Annotated in this window: 15 protein-coding genes and 1 pseudogene; 10 read left to right on the forward strand and 6 right to left on the reverse strand. The window is 71.7% G+C overall.

Annotated features, from left to right (window positions below):
• Positions 1–97 precede the first annotated feature (97 nt).
• Positions 98–1,684 carry an alpha-L-arabinofuranosidase C-terminal domain-containing protein gene (locus DDP54_RS05415; protein WP_109130877.1) on the forward strand — a complete coding sequence of 529 codons (1,587 nt, stop codon included), beginning with the start codon at positions 98–100 and terminating at the stop codon, positions 1,682–1,684.
• Positions 1,648–1,890: an amidohydrolase family protein gene (locus DDP54_RS05420; RefSeq protein WP_109130878.1), complete on the forward strand. Its 243-nt coding sequence runs from the start codon at positions 1,648–1,650 to the stop codon at positions 1,888–1,890. Before DDP54_RS05415 ends, DDP54_RS05420 begins: the two co-directional genes overlap by 37 nt.
• Before the next feature lie 118 nt (positions 1,891–2,008).
• Here the strand turns inward: DDP54_RS05420 and DDP54_RS05425 are convergent, their stop codons facing one another.
• Complete coding sequence (locus tag DDP54_RS05425) at positions 2,009–4,600, reverse strand: ATP-dependent Clp protease ATP-binding subunit (RefSeq protein ID WP_109130879.1); 2,592 nt, start codon at positions 4,598–4,600, stop codon at positions 2,009–2,011.
• A gap of 242 nt (positions 4,601–4,842) precedes the next feature.
• On the opposite strand from DDP54_RS05425, the gene DDP54_RS05430 reads away from it, so the two are divergent.
• The 3 genes from DDP54_RS05430 (at position 4,843) to DDP54_RS05440 (ending at position 8,259) form a co-directional block, all read left to right on the forward strand.
• On the forward strand, positions 4,843–6,081 hold the full coding sequence (locus DDP54_RS05430) for a substrate-binding domain-containing protein (protein WP_158274456.1): 1,239 nt from the start codon (positions 4,843–4,845) through the stop codon (positions 6,079–6,081).
• Between the two features lie 186 nt (positions 6,082–6,267).
• Positions 6,268–6,975 carry an ATP-binding cassette domain-containing protein gene (locus tag DDP54_RS05435; RefSeq protein ID WP_277949600.1) on the forward strand — a complete coding sequence of 236 codons (708 nt, stop codon included), beginning with the start codon at positions 6,268–6,270 and terminating at the stop codon, positions 6,973–6,975.
• A gap of 3 nt (positions 6,976–6,978) precedes the next feature.
• Entirely contained in the window at positions 6,979–8,259 is a 1,281-nt protein-coding gene (locus tag DDP54_RS05440) for an ABC transporter permease (RefSeq protein ID WP_109130882.1), read from the forward strand.
• Here the strand turns inward: DDP54_RS05440 and DDP54_RS05445 are convergent.
• A complete protein-coding gene (locus tag DDP54_RS05445; RefSeq protein WP_242448236.1) occupies positions 8,256–9,653 on the reverse strand; it encodes a serine hydrolase in 1,398 nt (465 codons plus the stop codon). The two genes, DDP54_RS05440 and DDP54_RS05445, sit on opposite strands and share 4 nt — an antisense overlap.
• Positions 9,654–9,794: 141 nt before the next feature.
• Positions 9,795–10,262 (reverse strand): thioesterase family protein, encoded by a 468-nt coding sequence (locus tag DDP54_RS05450; protein ID WP_242448237.1) that lies wholly within the window; start codon positions 10,260–10,262, stop codon positions 9,795–9,797.
• A 291-nt stretch (positions 10,263–10,553) separates the two neighbouring features.
• Here DDP54_RS05450 and DDP54_RS05455 point away from each other — a divergent pair, with 291 nt between their 5' ends.
• The 5 genes from DDP54_RS05455 (at position 10,554) to DDP54_RS05475 (ending at position 15,308) form a co-directional block, all read left to right on the forward strand.
• Positions 10,554–11,021 carry an SDR family oxidoreductase gene (locus DDP54_RS05455; RefSeq protein WP_197711321.1) on the forward strand — a complete coding sequence of 156 codons (468 nt, stop codon included), beginning with the start codon at positions 10,554–10,556 and terminating at the stop codon, positions 11,019–11,021.
• 149 nt (positions 11,022–11,170) lie between these two features.
• A complete protein-coding gene (fabI, locus tag DDP54_RS05460) occupies positions 11,171–11,938 on the forward strand; it encodes an enoyl-ACP reductase FabI (protein ID WP_109130885.1) in 768 nt (255 codons plus the stop codon).
• Positions 11,939–12,036: 98 nt separating this feature from the next.
• Positions 12,037–13,503: a nitronate monooxygenase gene (locus tag DDP54_RS05465; protein WP_242448238.1), complete on the forward strand. Its 1,467-nt coding sequence runs from the start codon at positions 12,037–12,039 to the stop codon at positions 13,501–13,503.
• A 30-nt stretch (positions 13,504–13,533) separates the two neighbouring features.
• Positions 13,534–14,424 carry a Cof-type HAD-IIB family hydrolase gene (locus DDP54_RS05470; protein WP_277949583.1) on the forward strand — a complete coding sequence of 297 codons (891 nt, stop codon included), beginning with the start codon at positions 13,534–13,536 and terminating at the stop codon, positions 14,422–14,424.
• A 17-nt stretch (positions 14,425–14,441) separates the two neighbouring features.
• Positions 14,442–15,308, forward strand: coding sequence for an aldo/keto reductase (locus tag DDP54_RS05475; protein ID WP_109132381.1), 867 nt, complete (start codon positions 14,442–14,444; stop codon positions 15,306–15,308).
• 18 nt (positions 15,309–15,326) lie between these two features.
• On the opposite strand, the pseudogene DDP54_RS05480 reads toward DDP54_RS05475, so the two are convergent.
• From DDP54_RS05480 to DDP54_RS05490, 3 genes and pseudogenes are all read right to left on the reverse strand, one after another.
• A pseudogene (locus DDP54_RS05480) lies at positions 15,327–15,859 on the reverse strand (O-acetyl-ADP-ribose deacetylase).
• Positions 15,860–15,928: 69 nt separating this feature from the next.
• Positions 15,929–16,846, reverse strand: a complete 918-nt coding sequence (locus DDP54_RS05485; protein WP_109130886.1) for an alpha/beta fold hydrolase — start codon at positions 16,844–16,846, stop codon at positions 15,929–15,931.
• Positions 16,843–17,517: a TetR/AcrR family transcriptional regulator gene (locus tag DDP54_RS05490; protein ID WP_109130887.1), complete on the reverse strand. Its 675-nt coding sequence runs from the start codon at positions 17,515–17,517 to the stop codon at positions 16,843–16,845. Before DDP54_RS05490 ends, DDP54_RS05485 begins: the two co-directional genes overlap by 4 nt.
• Positions 17,518–17,546: the final 29 nt, after the last annotated feature.

The following is a 17,546-nucleotide window of genomic DNA, read 5'->3' on the forward strand; positions in this document are numbered from 1 at the left end:
TCGGTCGTCGAGCGCACATCGGCCTGGGATTGCCCTAGTCTTTACAACGTTGTGCAAACTCGGCCGACGGCGGCCGACCGACCGACCAGGAGCTCCGATGTCCGAGAACGCGCAGGCCCGGATCACCCTGCACCCCGACTTCCGGATCGGCGACGTCGACCGTCGCGTCTTCGGGTCGTTCGTCGAGCACCTCGGCCGCGCGGTCTACACCGGCATCTACGAGCCCGGCCACCCGACCGCCGACGCGGAGGGGTTCCGGGGCGACGTCGCCTCCCTGACGCGTGAGCTCGGCGTGAGCATGGTGCGCTACCCCGGCGGCAACTTCGTCTCGAACTACGTGTGGGAGGACGGCGTCGGACCCGCCCGGGACCGCAAGCCGTTCATCGACCTGGCCTGGCGCACCATCGAGCCCAACACCGTCGGCACCGACGAGTTCCTGCAGTGGGCCGAGCGCGAGGGCATCGAGCCGATGATGGCCGTCAACCTCGGCACCCGCGGGGTCGCCGCCGCGGCCGCGCTCGTCGAGTACTGCAACGGCGAGGCGGGCAGCCGCTGGGCCGACCTGCGCATCGCGAACGGACGCACCGAGCCGTACGGCGTGCACCTGTGGTGCCTCGGCAACGAGATGGACGGCCCCTGGCAGATCGGCCACAAGGACGCCCACGAGTACGGCAAGCTCGCGGCCGAGGCCGGCAAGGCCATGAAGCTCGTCGACCCGAGCATCGCGCTCGTCGCGTGCGGTTCGTCGTCGATGCAGATGGACACGTTCGGCGAGTGGGAGCGCATCGTCCTGTCGCACACGTTCGACGTCGTCGACCACATCTCGATGCACGCGTACTACGAGGAGCTCGGTGGCGACCGCGCGAGCTTCCTCGGCTCGGGCACCGCGATGGACACGTTCATCCGCCGGGTCGTCGCCTCGGTGGACGCCGTCGCCGCGCAGCGCCGCTCGGACAAGACGGTCACCATCTCGTTCGACGAGTGGAACGTCTGGTACCTCGAGACCCGGTTCGTCGGCGAGCAGAACCTGCCGCTGCAGCGTGACGCCCCGCGCATCATCGAGGACGTCTACTCGGGCCTCGACGCCGTCGTCGTCGGCGACCTGCTCGTGACCCTCCTCAACCACGCCGACCGCGTGCCCGTCGCCTGCCTCGCGCAGCTCGTCAACGTGATCGCGCCGATCATGACCGAGCCGGGCGGGCCGGCCTGGCGCCAGCCCACGTTCTACCCGTTCGCCACGACCGCCCGCCTCGCGCGCGGCACCGCCCTGGACGTGCGCGTCACGTCGCCCACGACGACGACCGCGCGGCACGGCGAGGTCCCGCTCGTGACGGCCGCGGCGACGTGGGACACGGCCGAGGTCGACGACGGCACGCCGGGCGGAGACGCCGGCGCGCTCGCCCTGTTCCTCGTCAACCGGTCAGCCGAGCCGGTCGACGTCGAGATCGACCACCCGGGCGTCGCGGTGACGCTCACCGGAGGCGTGCAGGTCGTCGCCGACCACGAGCCGGCCGTCGAGGGTCCCGAGCACGCGGCCGGAGTGGCGGCGTCATGCGTCCGCGAGCTGACCGCGGCGCAGCTCATCGAGGGCGGCGCGGGCCGTCCCGAGGTCGCCGGGCGCACCGTCCTCACGCTCGCCCCGGAGTCGTGGACGGCCATCCACGGGGCGGCCACGCGGGCCTGAGGGCTGCCGTCGAGCGCGCGTTCGAGGGGTTCGGCGTCGAGCGGCTCATGATCGGCAGCAACTGGCCGTCCGCACCGCTCGCCGCCGACTCGTACGGCGACGCGTGGACGGGGACGCGCGCCACGCTCACCCAGCTCACCGACGAGGAGCGCGCGCACGTCCTGAACGGCACCGCGACCCGGACGTGCCGGTTGCCGGTGGACTGAGCCCGACCGCCCGCGCGCGAACCGCCTCCAGACGCACCGCGACCCGGGCCCCCATGCTGGGGACCCGGGTCGTGGTGTCGTGCGTCAAGCGGTGTCGCGCGTCAGACGGTGTCGCGCGTCAGAGGTGCTTCGGCAGCGTCCCGGTGCCCGCGTCGTACCCGCCGGCCGACGGCGGTGCCGCCGGCAGGTCGGTGCCCGACGTGGACGTCGTCACGGAGGCGGCGACGGGCACCTTGGCGGCGTCGTCCTTGGCCGTCCCCTTCGGGACGCCCTTGAACGTGAACTCGCCGAGGATCCCCTCGCCGGTCGCGTCGACGATGATCTTCTGACCGGCGTGGATCTCGCCGAACAGGATCTTCTCCGAGAGCTGGTCCTCGATGTCGCGCTGGATCGCGCGACGCAGGGGCCGGGCCCCGAGGACCGGGTCGTACCCCTTCTCGGACAGCAGCTTCTTGGCCGCCTCGGTGACCTCGATCGACATGTCCTTGTCCGCGAGCCGCAGGCCGAGCTTGGCGATCATCAGGTCGACGATCGAGAAGATCTCGCTCTGGGACAGCTGCGGGAACACGATGACGTCGTCGACACGGTTGAGGAACTCGGGCCGGAAGTGCTGCTTGAGCTCGTCGTTGACCTTCGACTTCATCCGCTCGTAGGACGTCGACAGGTCCCCGCCGGCCTGGAAGCCGGTCATGAGGCCCTTGGCGATGTCCCGCGTGCCGAGGTTGGTCGTCATGATGATGACGGTGTTCTTGAAGTCGACGACCCGACCCTGCGAGTCGGTCAGGCGGCCGTCCTCGAGGATCTGGAGCAGCGAGTTGAAGATGTCGGCGTGCGCCTTCTCGACCTCGTCGAACAGGACGACCGAGAACGGCTTGCGCCGCACCTTCTCCGTGAGCTGACCGCCCTCGTCGTACCCGACGTAGCCGGGAGGTGAGCCGAACAGCCGCGAGACCGTGTGCTTCTCGGAGAACTCCGACATGTCCAGCTGGATGAGCGCGTCCTCGTCCCCGAACAGGAACTCGGCGAGCGACCGGGCGAGCTCGGTCTTCCCGACGCCCGTGGGCCCCGCGAAGATGAACGAGCCACCGGGGCGCTTCGGGTCCTTGAGCCCGGCGCGCGTGCGACGGATCGCCTGGGAGAGCGCCTTGATGGCCGCCTCCTGGCCGACGACCCGCTTGTGCAGCTCGTCCTCCATGTGGAGCAGACGGCTCGACTCGGCCTCGGTCAGCTTGAACACCGGGATGCCGGTCGCGAGCGCCAGCACCTCGGCGATGAGCTCCTCGTCGACCTCGGCGACCGCGTCGAGGTCGCCCGACTTCCAGGCCTTCTCCTTCTCGACGCGCTTGAGCCCGAGCTGCTTCTCGGCGTCGCGCAGGCGCGCAGCCTTCTCGAAGTCCTGCTCGTCGATCGCGGACTCCTTGTCGCGGCGCGTCGTGGCGATCTGCTCGTCGAGCTCACGCAGCTCCGGCGGGGCCGTCATGCGGCGGATGCGCAGGCGCGCGCCCGCCTCGTCGACCAGGTCGATCGCCTTGTCGGGGAGGAACCGGTCGTTGACGTACCGGTCGGCGAGCGTGGCCGCGGCGACCAGCGCGCTGTCGGTGATGGACACGCGGTGGTGCGCCTCGTAGCGGTCGCGCAGCCCCTTGAGGATGTCGATGGTCTCCTTGACCGTGGGCTCGGCGACCTGGATCGGCTGGAAGCGCCGCTCGAGGGCCGCGTCCTTCTCGACGTACTTGCGGTACTCCTCGAGGGTCGTCGCGCCGATGGTCTGGAGCTCGCCGCGCGCGAGCATCGGCTTGAGGATGCTCGCGGCGTCGATCGCACCCTCGGCGGCACCCGCACCGACGAGCGTGTGGATCTCGTCGATGAACAGGATGATGTCGCCACGCGTGCGGATCTCCTTGAGGACCTTCTTCAGTCGCTCCTCGAAGTCACCGCGGTACCGGCTGCCGGCCACGAGCGCGCCGAGGTCGAGCGTGTAGAGCTGCTTGTCCTTGAGCGTCTCGGGCACGTCGCCGCGCACGATGTCCTGGGCCAGGCCCTCGACGATGGCCGTCTTGCCGACGCCCGGCTCACCGATGAGGACCGGGTTGTTCTTGGTCCGTCTCGACAGGACCTGCATGACGCGCTCGATCTCTTTAGCGCGTCCGATGACGGGGTCGAGCTTGCCCTCCCGCGCCGCCTGGGTCAGGTTGCGGCCGAACTGGTCGAGCACCGCAGAGCCGGCCGGCTGGCCCTCGGCCGGGCCGCCCGCGGCGACGGGCTCCTTGCCCTGGTAGCCCGACAGGAGCTGGATGACCTGCTGGCGCACGCGGTTGAGGTCGGCGCCGAGCTTGTTGAGGACCTGGGCGGCGACGCCCTCGCCCTCGCGGATGAGCCCGAGCAGGATGTGCTCGGTCCCGATGTAGTTGTGGCCGAGCTGCAGCGCCTCGCGCAGGCTCAGCTCGAGGACCTTCTTGGCGCGCGGCGTGAAGGGGATGTGACCCGACGGCGCCTGCTGGCCCTCGCCGATGATCTCCTGCACCTGCGCGCGCACGGCGTCGAGCGAGATGCCCAGCGACTCGAGCGCCTTGGCGGCCACCCCTTCGCCCTCGTGGATCAGGCCCAGGAGGATGTGCTCGGTCCCGATGTAGTTGTGGTTGAGCATCCGCGCCTCTTCTTGGGCGAGGACGACCACGCGACGGGCTCGGTCCGTGAAACGTTCGAACATGTGCACTCCTCACGAGCTGCGCTCGTCCCGGCGGTTCCGGCGGGACAGATGGGCGTTGTTCGATGCTAACGGCGGGACCCGCCCAGGACTGCCCGTGTTCGCCGCAGGCGTGACGACCCCGCCCGCCGACCGCCGCCGACCCCGGGCGCACGGCGGGGTTCCGCACCCTTTGACACACGGTGCGGGCGGGTCAAGGATGAAAAATGGACCATCGGGACAATTCGCCACAGGAAGGACATTCGATGGGAACCGTCCGTAGGACCGTCACGCTCACGGGCGCGGTCCTCTCACTGGGGCTCGCGCTCGTGGCGTGCTCCTCGAACTCCGGGACAACGACCACGCCGTCGGCGTCGGCATCCGGGTCGGGGTCGGTGGCACCGACCACGGCCGAGGTCCCGCAGATCAATGCAGCGGACTTCACCGCCGACTTCGCGCTGATGAAGCAGCTCACAGGACTGGCCTCGCAGGGCAAGGGAATGGTCGGCGTCCTGCTGCCTGACACCACGACCTCGACCCGGTACGTCCAGTACGACGCGCCGTACCTCAAGAAGGCCTTCGAGGCCGCCGGGCTCAGCTCGGACATGTTCAAGATCGACAACGCCAACGGCAGCGCGTCGACGATGCAGACTCAGGCCGAGGCCGACATCAACGCCGGCGCGTCGGTCCTGCTGGTCGACCCGCTCGACCCCGGCAGCGGTGCCGCGATCGAGGCGAAGGCCGAGGCCGCGGGCATCAAGGTCATCGACTACGACCGCCTCGTCAAGGGCGGGCCCGCCGACCGCTACTACGTCAGCTTCGACAACGTCCAGGTCGGCACGCTCATCGGGCAGGGTGAGGTGGCCTGCCTGGCCGCGTGGAAGGTCGCGACACCGCACATCCTGATCATGGACGGCGACCCGACCGACAACAACGCGACCCTGTTCGCCCAGGGCTACAACGCCGTCCTCGACCCGCTGTTCAAGTCGGGTCCCGCCGTCAAGGTCGGCGAGCCCGCCGGTACGTGGACCCCGTCGGTGGCCGCCACGACGTTCGAGCAGCAGTTCACCGCTCACCCGGACATCAACGCGGTCGTCACGCCGAACGACGACAACGCCAACGCCGTCATCTCGGTGCTGCAGAAGAACAACATCCAGCCCAAGACGTTCCCGACCACCGGCCAGGACGCGTCGCTCCCCGGCCTGCAGAACATCCTCAAGGGCTACCAGTGCGGCACGGTCTACAAGCCGATCTACCTCGAGGCACAGGCCGCCGCCGCGCTGGCCCTGTACCTGCGGGCCGGTCAGACGCCGCCGACGACGCTGGTGAACTCGACGACCGCGGACTCCGTGATCGGCAAGGACATCCAGTCCGTCTACACGACCCCGATCTGGGTCACCTCGGAGAACATGGCCGCCACGGTCGTCAAGGACGGTGCGGTCACCGTCGCCGACCTGTGCGCGGGCACAGTCGCCGACGCCTGCACGGCAGCCGGCATCAAGTAGGCAGGACCGGGACCTGGCGGGTCGCCGCGTGCGGCCCGCCGGACCCCGCCCGATCGAGCACCGGGAGGGCAGACGGACACCGCGACGACGACGTCGGCCACTGCGCACGGCGGCCGCCCCGCCGAGGACGAACCTCCGCTCCTCCGGCTGCGCGGCATCAGCAAGCACTTCGGCCCGGTCCAGGCACTGACCGCGGTCGACCTCGACATCCCTGCCGGCCAGGTGACCGCGCTCGCGGGCGACAACGGCGCCGGCAAGTCGGTTCTCATCAAGTGCATCTCCGGCATCCACCCGCCGGACAGCGGCCAGATGTGGTGGGCGGGGCAACCGATGCAGGTGCGCACGCCGGCCGACGCGGCGGCGCTCGGCATCGAGACCGTCTACCAGGACCTCGCGCTGTGCGACAACCTCGACATCGTCCAGAACATGTTCCTCGGGCGCGAGCGCGTCCGCCGCGGGCAGCTCGACCAGGAGTCGATGGAGAACGCGGCCCGCGAGACGTTGACGAGCCTCGCCGTCACGACCGTTCGGTCGGTCCGTCAGGCCGTCGCGTCGCTCTCCGGCGGCCAGCGGCAGTCGGTCGCGATCGCCAAGGCGGTCCTCTGGAACTCCAAGCTCGTCATCATGGACGAGCCCACTGCCGCCCTCGGGGTCGCCCAGACCGCGATGGTGCTGGCGCTCGTGCGGCGGCTGGCCGACCGTGGCCACGCCGTCCTCCTGATCTCGCACAACCTCAACGACGTGTTCGAGGTCGCCGACCGGATCGCGGTGCTCCAGCTCGGCCGGATGGCCACGGTGCGCCCGATCGGCGAGCTCGACCGGCAGATCGTGGTCGACCTCATGACGACGGGGAAGTCGTCGCGGGTCGCCCAGCCACGAGAAGGCGGGGCCTAGACGATGTCCAGGATCGAGGGCGCCCCGGCACCGCAGGCGGAACGCCCGACCGAGCCCGAACCCGCGGTCGCCGCGCCCGCGGCCCCGGAGTCCGTCCGCTCGTACCTCAGCCTGTGGCTCGTGCGACTGCGGGGCGGCGAGACGGGGGTCCTGCCGGTGGTGGCCGGCCTCCTCCTCGTCTCCGTGCTCTTCCAGTCGCTCAACGGTCACTTCCTCACCGCCGGCAATCTCGTCAACCTCCTCGTGCAGGCCGCAGTCTTCAGCCTGCTCGCCATGGGCGAGGTGTTCGCCCTGCTCCTCGGCGAGATCGACCTGTCGATCGGGTTCGTGGCCGGTGTCAGCGCCGTGGTCATGTGCGAGCTGGCCAACCCGACGATCGGCTGGCCGTGGTGGGCGGCGATCGCTGCCGCCCTTGTCGCGAGCGCCCTCATCGGGCTGCTGCACGGCACCCTCATCACGCGCATCGGGCTGCCGTCGTTCGTCGTGACCCTCGCGGGGCTGCTGTTCTGGCAGGGCGTCATGCTCTGGGTCCTCGGCAGCGGCGGCTCGATCCTCATCCAGGACAACATCATCAACGACATCGGCAGCGGCACCCTGACGCGGGCCGCGGGCTGGGTCGTGACGCTCGTGATCGTCGGGGGCTTCGCGGTGCTGACCTGGCGCCACGACGTCCGTCGCCGCGAATCGGGGCTCGTCGCCCCGCCGCGACCGCTCACGCTCGCGAAGATCCTGGCCGCGCTCGTCGGCGGCGTCGCGCTCGTCCTTCTCGTCAACGCCGACCGCGGCATCCTCGTCCCGGTGTTCGGCATGCCCTGGGTCGTCCTGCTCGTCTTCAGCGTGCTCGCGCTGTGGACGTACGTGCTGGGCCGGCGGCGGTTCGGGCTGTACGTGTACGCGATCGGCGGGAACGCCGAGGCGGCCCGGCGCGCGGGGATCTCGCTGCCCCGCATCCGGACCCTGGCGTTCATGCTCTGCTCGCTGACGGCCGGCATCGGTGGGGTGGTCTACGCGTCGCGGCTGCGCTCGATCTCGACCGCGCTCGACGGCGGCACCCTCGTCCTGTACTCGGTCGCGGCGGCGGTCATCGGCGGCACGAGCCTGTTCGGCGGTCGCGGCAAGGCGCTGCACGGGGTGCTCGGCGGCGTCGTCATCGCCGCGATCGACAACGGCATGGGGCTGCTCGGCTTCAGCGCGGCAGCGAAGTACATCGTCACCGCGCTCGTCCTGGTCATCGCCGTCACGATCGATGCCGTCGCGCGCCGCAACCGGCCGGAAGGCACCTAGGGCGCGGCGGGCCGGCCCGTGAGCGTCGGGAGCGTCGTCAGCCCGAACGACACGTGGAACGACGGTGCCACCGTGATCCCGTCGTCCGTCACGGTGGCTGTGGCCGTCAGGACCAGCGGGCCGTCGGACTCCCGCACGGTCAGGACGTAGGTGTCCGCGGCCGTCCACACCGCGCTCGCGAGCACGGACCGCTCGGACAGCGCTCGCGCCTGCGCGCGCACCCGTCCCGCCCGCCACACGCCGTGCCCGGCCTCGATCGTCTGCGGCCCGTCGTCGGCGCCGACGACGGTCACGGTGTCGTGGTCGGTTCCCGGCACGAGCACGGCCGACGCGATCCCCAGCGCGTTGGGCTCGAAGACGATCTCGCGCCCCGACAGTCCCGACGCGGCGACCGACGTCGGCTCCCCCGCCGGCGGGTCGAGGCGCAGGCCGGCGAGCCGGGTGGTGAGCGCGTCGAGCGCCACCGGGTCCGGCGCCTCGGGCCGGTCGGCGACGGCGGGCAGCAGGTGCGTCCACAGGGCTCTCAGGACGGCGCCCATGTCCGCGACGGCGGCGGTGATCGCCACGACGACCTGCTGGTCGGGCAGCACCACGCAGAACTGTCCGAACGCCCCGTCGGCGCGGTACGCGTCGTGCCTGCAGCGCCAGAACTGGTAGCCGTACCCCTGCGCCCAGTCGTTCGCCGGCTCCGCACCGTTGGACACCTGCCGCGCGGTGGCCTCGGCGACCCACCCCGCCGGCAGCAGCCGCTCCCCGCGCCACACGCCGTCGTCGAGCAGCAGCTGCCCGAAGCACGCGATGTCCTCGGTCGTGATCGTCAGCCCGAACCCGCCGGTGTCGATGCCCTGCGGGCTGCATTCCCAGGTGGCGCCTGTGATGCCCAAGGGCCCGAGCAGCCGCGGCTGCAGGTAGTCCAGCAGGCGCTCGCCCGTGGCCTTCTGCACCAGCGCCGAGAGCATGTACGTCGCCGCGGTGTTGTAGGTGAAGTGCGTGCCCGGCGCGTGCTCGACCGGCTGCGCCAGGAAGGCCCGCACCCAGTCCGGTGCGGCGAACACCGCGTCCGACGGGTCGGTGTCGTGGCCCGCTGTCATCGTCAGCAGGTCGCGGACCCGCATCCGGGACAGGTGCTCACCGGGCTGCGCCGGGGCCTCGTCGGGGAAGTGGTCGAGCACGAGGTCGTCGATCGTGAACAGCCCGCCCGCCAGCGCGAGCCCGACGGCCGCCGACGTGAAGCTCTTGCTCAGCGAGAACAGCTGGTGACCGCGGTCCGCGGCGTAGGGGGCCCACCACCCCTCGGCGAGGACGACGCCGTGACGCACGACCATGAGGCTGTGCACCTCCGGCGTCGACCTCTCGAGGTCGTCGACGAGCGCGAGGAGAGCCCGCGAGGACACCCCTTGATCCTCAGGAGTGGCGCGTGGAAGGCGCTGACGTGCGGGCATGCCACAACTCTGCACCCGCACCCCGCCGTCAGGGGTGGCTTCGGAGCTGGATCTCCGGCAGGTCCGGCGTGCCGTCGCGCCCGGACCGTCGGGTCACCACGCGCGCAGGTCCGGGGCGTCCTCGAGGTAGGTCTCGAACGCGGCCCGCTCATCGGGCGTGAACGGCCGCGACAGGTGCGTCTTCTGGTCGAGCTGCACCATGCGCGAGCGGGCCCGCAGGTAGACGGTTCCCTGGTCGGCGGCGTCGAGGATCTCGTACCCGAAGTCGACGGACGAGCGCCCCATGCGCGGCACCCACACCTCGACCGCGAACGGGGCGGCCCGGAACGTCAGCGGCGCGAGGTAGTCGATCTCGTGCTTGACGACGACGAGCATCGACGCCGTCAGTGCCCCGTTCTCGTCGACGCCCATGGACGGGAAGAGCGTGAACCGCGCGTCGTCGAGATAGCGCAGGTAGGCGGCGTTGTTGACGTGGCCGAACAGGTCGACGTCGGACCACCGCACGGGCATCTCGACGCGTCCGCGGTGCGGCCGAGACCCGGCGGCGGGTGAAGAATTCACGATCTCACCTTAGCCACGGGAGACGCCGGAACTACGCCGCTGACCCTCCGCGCGGGGCTCCTAGAGTGAATTCGACTCCGCGTTTCGACCTGGGTCGCGGCAACGCGAAGGAGAGTGTCATGAAGTCTGTGCAGGATCTGATCTCGCTGGCAGGCAGGACCGCCATCATCACGGGGGCCTCGCAGGGAATCGGCGAGAGCATCGCGCGGCGCTTTCACGAGGCCGGCGCAAACGTCGTCATCGCGGACGTCAAGGACGCCGAGGCCGCCGCCATCGCCGCCGACCTCAACGGTGACCTCGGTCGCCGAGATGGACGCCGCGATGCTGCGCAAGGTCTTCGACATCAACGTGGTGGGGGTGCACAACTACCTGCGACCGGTGGCCGCCCACATGATCGAGACGGGCAGGCAGGGCAAGATCGTCGTGACCCTCTCGATCGACGCGCTCCACCCGTCGGCGCCGGGCCTGGGTGCCTACGACGCCTCGAAGCACGCGGCCTACGGCTACATGAAGGTCGCCGCGCTCGAGTACGCGAAGCACGGCATCCTCATCAACGGACTCGCCCCGGGCGGCATCCTGACCCCGGGCGTGACCGGCGGGGCGGACACCACCGAGCTGGTCGCCCACGTGACGCTCCCCGTCGGCCGGTGGGGTGACGCCGACGACATGGCGCGCGTGGCGCTCTTCCTCGGGAGCGACCTCAACTCCTACGCGACCGGTTCGGTGTTCGTCGCGGACGGCGGTCGACTGCTCCAGTAGACGAGCTCAGACGGTCCGGCCGGGCTCCAGCGGGGTCCCGGCCGGACCCGACGGAGGCCCGAGCCGTGGACTGCGGCCGGGCGGCGGCGGCGAGGCCTGTCAGGATGGTCCCCGGGAGTGCTCGAACCGACGCGAATGGACAACATCTCATGGGCTTGCTCGACGGCAAGAAGATCCTCGTCACCGGCGTGCTGACCGAGGGCTCGATCGCCTTCCACGTGGCGCGGCTCGCGCAGGAGCAGGGCGCCGACGTCGTCCTGACGTCGTTCGGTCGCCAGTTCCGCCTGACCGAGGCGATCGCCCGGCGCCTCCCCCTCGAGGCGCCGGTCGTCCAGCTCGACGTGACGGACGACGAGGACCTGGCCGCGCTGGCCGACCGCGTCCGTGAGCACACGGACCACCTCGACGGCGTCGTGCACTCGATCGGGTTCGCGCCGCAGTCGGTTCTCGGTGACAAGTTCCTCACGGCCGAGTGGCCCGACGTGGCGACCGCGCTGCAGATCTCCGCGTACTCGCTCAAGTCGCTCTCCGTCGCGGCGCTCCCGCTGCTCGGCACCGGCGGCTCGATCGTCGGGCTGACGTTCGACGCGCGCTACGCCTGGCCCGTCTACGACTGGATGGGCGTCGCGAAGGCAGCGTTCGAGTCGACCTCGCGCTACCTCGCCCGCGACCTGGGGCCGAAGGGCATCCGGGTCAACCTCGTGTCGGCCGGCCCGATCAAGACGACGGCCGCCAAGTCGATTCCCGGCTTCGAGTCGATCGAGAGCGGCTGGTCCGACCGGTCGCCGCTGGGCTGGGACGTCACGGACGCGGAGCCGACGGCCCGCGCGGTGGCCGCCCTGCTGTCCGACTGGTTCCCGGCGACGAGCGGCGAGATCGTGCACGTCGACGGTGGCGCGCACGCGATGGGCTTCTGACCGACTCGGCACTTAGGACGTTCGTCCCGCGCGCGAGGGCGGTTCTCGAACCTACGGTTACGTAACCTACGCGACCGTAGCTATCGAGAGGTCCCCTCATGACAGCTGCATCCGCAGTGCAACAGCCCGCCGGGTCCGGCGATCGAGCGCTCCCGCTCGTCATCCAGGGCGGCATGGGCGTCGCCGTGTCGTCCTGGCGACTCGCGTCCGTGATCGCCCGGGCCGGCCAGCTCGGCGTCGTCGCAGGTACGGCCCTGGACCTCGTCCTGGCCCGCCGCCTGCAGGACGGCGACAGCGACGGTTCCGTCCGGCGCGCGCTCGCCGCCTTCCCCGTGCCCGAGGTCGCCGAGCGCATCGTCACCCGGTACTTCCGGCCCGGCGGCCGCCCGTCCGGCACGCCGTACGCGCCCCTGCCCCGGCTCGCGCTGCGGCAGACGAAGCTCGCGCAGGAGCTCGGGATCCTCGGCAACTTCGTCGAGGTGTGGCTCGCCAAGGAGGGCCACGACGGGCTGGTCGGGATCAACTTCCTCGAGAAGGTCCAGATGGCCACCCCGACCGCGGCCTACGGCGCCATGCTGGCCGGCGTCGACTACGTCCTCATGGGCGCCGGGATCCCGCGCGACATCCCGCACCTGCTCGACGAGCTGGCCGCCCACCGGCCCGTGCAGCTCCTCGTCGAGGTCACGGGTGCCACGCCCGGCGCCCACACCGCCGACCTCGACCCGCACGCGCTGCTCGGTGCGGACCTGCCGCCCCTGACCCGCCCCAAGTTCCTCGCGATCATCTCGGCGCACGCGCTCGCGGCCTACCTCGCCCGCGACGAGCACATCCGGCCCGACGGGTTCGTCGTCGAGGGCCCGCGGGCCGGCGGCCACAACGCCCCGCCGCGCGGCCAGCTCGTCCTCGACAAGCTCGGCGAGCCGGTGTTCGGACCTCGCGACGACGCCGACGTCGCGAAGATCGCCGCGGTCGGCCTGCCGTTCTGGCTCGGCGGGGCCTTCGGCACCCCCGAGGCCGTGGCGGCAGCGCAGGCCGCGGGCGCCGCGGGGGTCCAGGTCGGCACGCTGTTCGCCCTGAGCACCGACTCGGGCCTCCTGCCGAACCTGCGCCGCGACCTCGTCGACCGGCTGCGTGCCGGCACGCTCGACATCCGCACCGACCCGTTCGCCTCGCCGACCGGCTTCCCGTTCAAGGTCGCCCAGCTGCCCGGCACGCTGTCCGACCCCGAGATCAGCGCCGACCGCCCCCGGCTGTGCGACCTGGGCTACCTGCGCACGCCGTACCTGCGGGACACGGGCGCGATCGGCTACCGGTGCAAGGCCGAGCCTGTGCACGTGTACGTGCGCAAGGGCGGCGTCGACGAGGACACCGACGGCCGCCAGTGCCTGTGCAACTCCCTGACCGCCAATGTCGGGCTCGGCCAGACCCGCTCCGACGGCTACACCGAGGACCCGCTCGTCACGCTGGGGGCCGACCTGGACGGCGCCCGCCGCCTCGCCGCCGAGCACCCCGGCGACTGGTCGGCCCGCGAGGCGCTCGACTGGCTCCTGGGGGCCGCGGCGTAGGTGGCCAGGCGAGCTGGGGAGAATGGACCCGTGACATCCCCCCTCTCCCCCGCCGTGCCGGACCTCCCTGACCTCGACCCGGCCCCCGACATCCGGCTCATCGCGGTCGACATGGACGGCACGCTGCTCGACACCCAGGGCCGCATCGACCCGACCCTGTGGCCGCTCCTGGACGAGCTCGACCGCCGGGGCATCGCGTTCTGCCCGGCGAGCGGTCGCCAGTACGCGAACCTCGCAGCCCGGTTCGAGGGCGTCGGCGACGACGTGGTGTTCATCGCGGAGAACGGCGCGTTCGTGGCGCGCGGCGGGCGCGAGCTCAGCTCGGATGTCCTGGCCGACGACGTCGTCGGGCGCGTCGTGGAGACCGTGCGTGCGCTCGCGGCGTCGGGCGCCGACGTCGGCGTGGTGGTGTGCGGCAAGCGCTCGGCGTACATCGAGCGGCTCGACGCCCCGTTCATCGCGGAGTGCGATACGTACTACGCCCTGCTCGAGCGCGTCGACGACCTGCTCCTCGTGGACGACGAGATCCTCAAGGTCGCCGTGTTCGACTTCGGGTCGGCCGAGGCGACGACCGCCCCCGCGCTCGCACCGTTCCGCGCGACGCACCAGGTCGTGGTGTCGGGCGCGCACTGGGTCGACGTCATGAACGCGACGACCGACAAGGGCGCGGCGCTGCGGCGGGTCCAGGCCGCGCTCGGCGTCACGCGCGCCCAGACGATGGCGTTCGGTGACTACCTCAACGACCTCGAGCTGCTCGACGCCGCCGAGTACTCGTTCGCGATGGCCGACGCCCACCCGACGGTCGTCGAGCGCGCCCGGTACCTCGCGCCGTCGAACCGCGCGAACGGCGTCGTCCGCACGATCGCCGCGGTCCTCGCCATCCCCCTGGCCGAGCTCGAGGCAGGCGCGCGCTCCGACTGAGCAGCACAATGGGGCGCATGCAGACACGACTCATCGGAGACACCCCTGTCAGCGCGATCGGCCTCGGCGGCATGCCGCTGTCCATCGAAGGCCGCCCCGACCGCGACCGAGCGCTCGCCACGATCCACGCCGCGCTCGACGCGGGCATCACGCTCATCGACACCGCCGACTCCTACCACCTGACGGCGACCGACGTCGGGCACAACGAGACCCTCGTCGCCGAGGGCCTGCGCACGTGGGGCGGCGACGCGTCGACCGTCCTGGTCGCGACCAAGGGCGGCCACCTGCGCCCCGGGGACGGGTCCTGGACCCAGGACGGTTCGCCCGCGCACCTGCGTGAGGCCGTGGAGGGCTCGCTGCGCCGGCTCGGTGTCGAGGCGATCGACCTGTACCAGTTCCACCGTCCCGACCCGCGCGTCCCGTACGCCGACTCGGTCGGCGTGCTCGTCAAGCTGCTCGACGCCGGCAAGATCCGCATGGCCGGCATCTCGAACGCGAACCCGGAGCAGATCCGGCAGGCGCAGGAGATCCTGGGCGGCCGGCTCGTGTCGGTGCAGAACCAGTACTCGCCGGCGTCCCGCTCGTCGCAGCCCGAGCTGGCCCTCTGCGCCGAGCTGGGCATCGCGTTCCTCCCGTGGAGCCCGCTCGGTGGCATCTCGAACGCCGCGGCGCTCGGCTCGGCGCATGCGGTGTTCGCCGACGTCGCTGCCGCGCACGACGTGAGCCCGCAGCAGGTCGCCCTGGCCTGGGAGCTCGCGCAGGCACCCGTCGTCATCCCGATCCCGGGATCGTCGCGTCCCGAGACGATCCTCGACTCGGTGCGCGCGGTCGACCTGCTGCTCGCCCCCGAGGAGATCACCGCGCTCGACGCCGCGGGCGCCTGACCGTCCGGGCGTCCGCGCCTAGGCCGACCCTGCGCTCGCCGCGTCCCGGAACGCGGCGAGCGCACGGCTGCTGAAGAGCACGAACTGCACGACGTCGACCCCGTGCCCCGGGTGCGCGGCGTCCCACTCCCGCGCCGCCGCGAGGGCCACGGTCGCGACCTCGTGCACGTCCCACCCGTAGACCCCCGCGCTCACCGCGGGGAACGCGACGCTCGTCGCGCCGAGCTCCGCGGCGACGTCGAGTGAGCGCGTGAAGCACCGGGTCAGCAGCGCCGGGTCCGTCTGCCCGGCGTGCCTGTTCGGCCCGACGGTGTGGATCACCCATCGGCACGGCAGCCGGCCCGCACCGGTCGCGACCGCGTCGCCGACGGGCAGACCCGCGGGAGCACGGTGCGGCGCAGCGTGCGGCACTCGGCGAGCAGCGCCGGCCCGGCGGCCGCATGAATCGCGCCGTCGACCCCGCCGCCGCCGAGCAGCGAGCTGTTCGCCGCGTTGACGATCGCGTCGACCTGCGCACGGGTGATGTCCCCGAGGATCGTCTGGATCTCCACCCGGCCCATCCTGCCGCGGACTACCCTTCCCCGTGTCGCGGAGCTGCGGCGGGGCCGACGGCGGACCGGTCAGTCGCGAGGCGTCGCGCCGACCCGGTCGGTGAGGTGGCCGACGGCGAGGGCGATCGTGCTCGCGTCGTTGAGGATCCGCTGGTGGCCGAGCCCGTCGGTGCTGACGAGCGTCGCGTTCGGCCACGCCGCCGCCAGGTCGACACCCACCTGGTACGGGGTCTCCTTGTCGCGGCGGTCGTGCACGACGAGCGTCGGCGGCATGGTGCCGTCGGCCCCGAGCGGCGCGAGGTCGAAGTCCCGGATCGGCCGCCCGCAGAAGTCCTCCATGTCCTGCTGGAGCCGCGACCTCGTCCGCTCGGTGAAGTTGAGCAGCTGGGCGAAGTCCTCGGTGATCCCGACGAAGTCGTGGTTCGGCGCGACGAGCACGAGCCGCTGCGCGGACAGCGAGCTGCGAACCACCATCGACGCCGTCGTGCAGCCCATCGAGTGTGCGATGACGCCCTCGGCCGGCCCGAACTCGTCAGCGACGGCCTCCAGGGCCGCCATGAACTCCATGACGTTGCCCCGCCCGACCCCCAGCACGCCGGGGTCCGAGTCGCCGTGGCCCGGCGCGTCGAAGCTGACGACCCGGTGGCCCGCGGCGACGAGCGGTGCGACGAACGCGCCGAGCTGGCCGCGCCAGCCACCCCACCCGTGCACGAGGTAGACGACCGGTCCCGAGCCCCACGACTCGACGGCGACCTCGCCGCCGTCCGGGAGGCGCACGCGCGCGACCTCGCCCGGGCCCGGCCGGAAGTCCTTGCGGCGCCCCGCGTTGGCCGGCAGCGTGCACCACAGGTCGAGCGCCCTGGCTGCCGCGACGGACGGGGCCACGACGTCGAGCACCATGAAGGTCGCCCGCAGCGCAGTGAGACGGGCGGCGGCGAGCAGGCGCTCGCTACGGCGGCGGGCCAGGACGGGCTGGGTGAAGGTCATCGGTCGGCTCCTGCTGGGACTTCGTGTCGGGGTGCTTCGTGTCGGGGGGCGGCGGGCCGGTCGGCACCGGGCCGTGCGGCGTCGAGCAGTGCGGCGACGGCGACCCGCGCGCGCTCCTCGGCCTGGGGATCGGCGAGCAGCCGGTGTGCGTGGTAGTAGACGAGCATCACGCCGTAGAGGTCTGTCGCGAACTGGTACGGGTCGGCGTCGGTGCGGAACTGGCCCTCGGTGATCCCGCCGGCGAAGACCCGCGCGATGGACCGGACGAGCTCGCGGTGCCGTTCGGCCAACCGGTCGCGGACCGGCCCCGGCTGCTCGTCCAGCTCGGTGCTGGCCTTGACGAACAGGCACCCGCCGGGGAGCCGCAGCCGACCGCACGCGAGCCAGCCCTCGAGGAGGGCGAGCACGCGTGCCTCGCCGCGAGGTGCGCGGAGGGCCGGGACGACGACGACGTCACCGAACTCCTGGGCGGCGGCGTCGAGCACCGCGAGCTGGAGGGCTTCCTTCGAGCCGAAGTGGGCGTACAGACCGCTCTTGGAGAGCCCCGAACCGGCGGCCAGGTCACCGATCGTCAGACCCCCCAGCCCGACCCGGCAGGCCACGTCGACGCCGCGCGCGAGGATCGCCTCACGCGTCCGATCGCCCTTGCCCGCAGTGCTGGTCGAGGTCATCCCGAGAAAATAGCACGATCGTTCACTTC

The organism is Cellulomonas sp. WB94 (assembly GCF_003115775.1).
Taxonomy (GTDB): Bacteria; Actinomycetota; Actinomycetes; order Actinomycetales; family Cellulomonadaceae; genus Cellulomonas_A.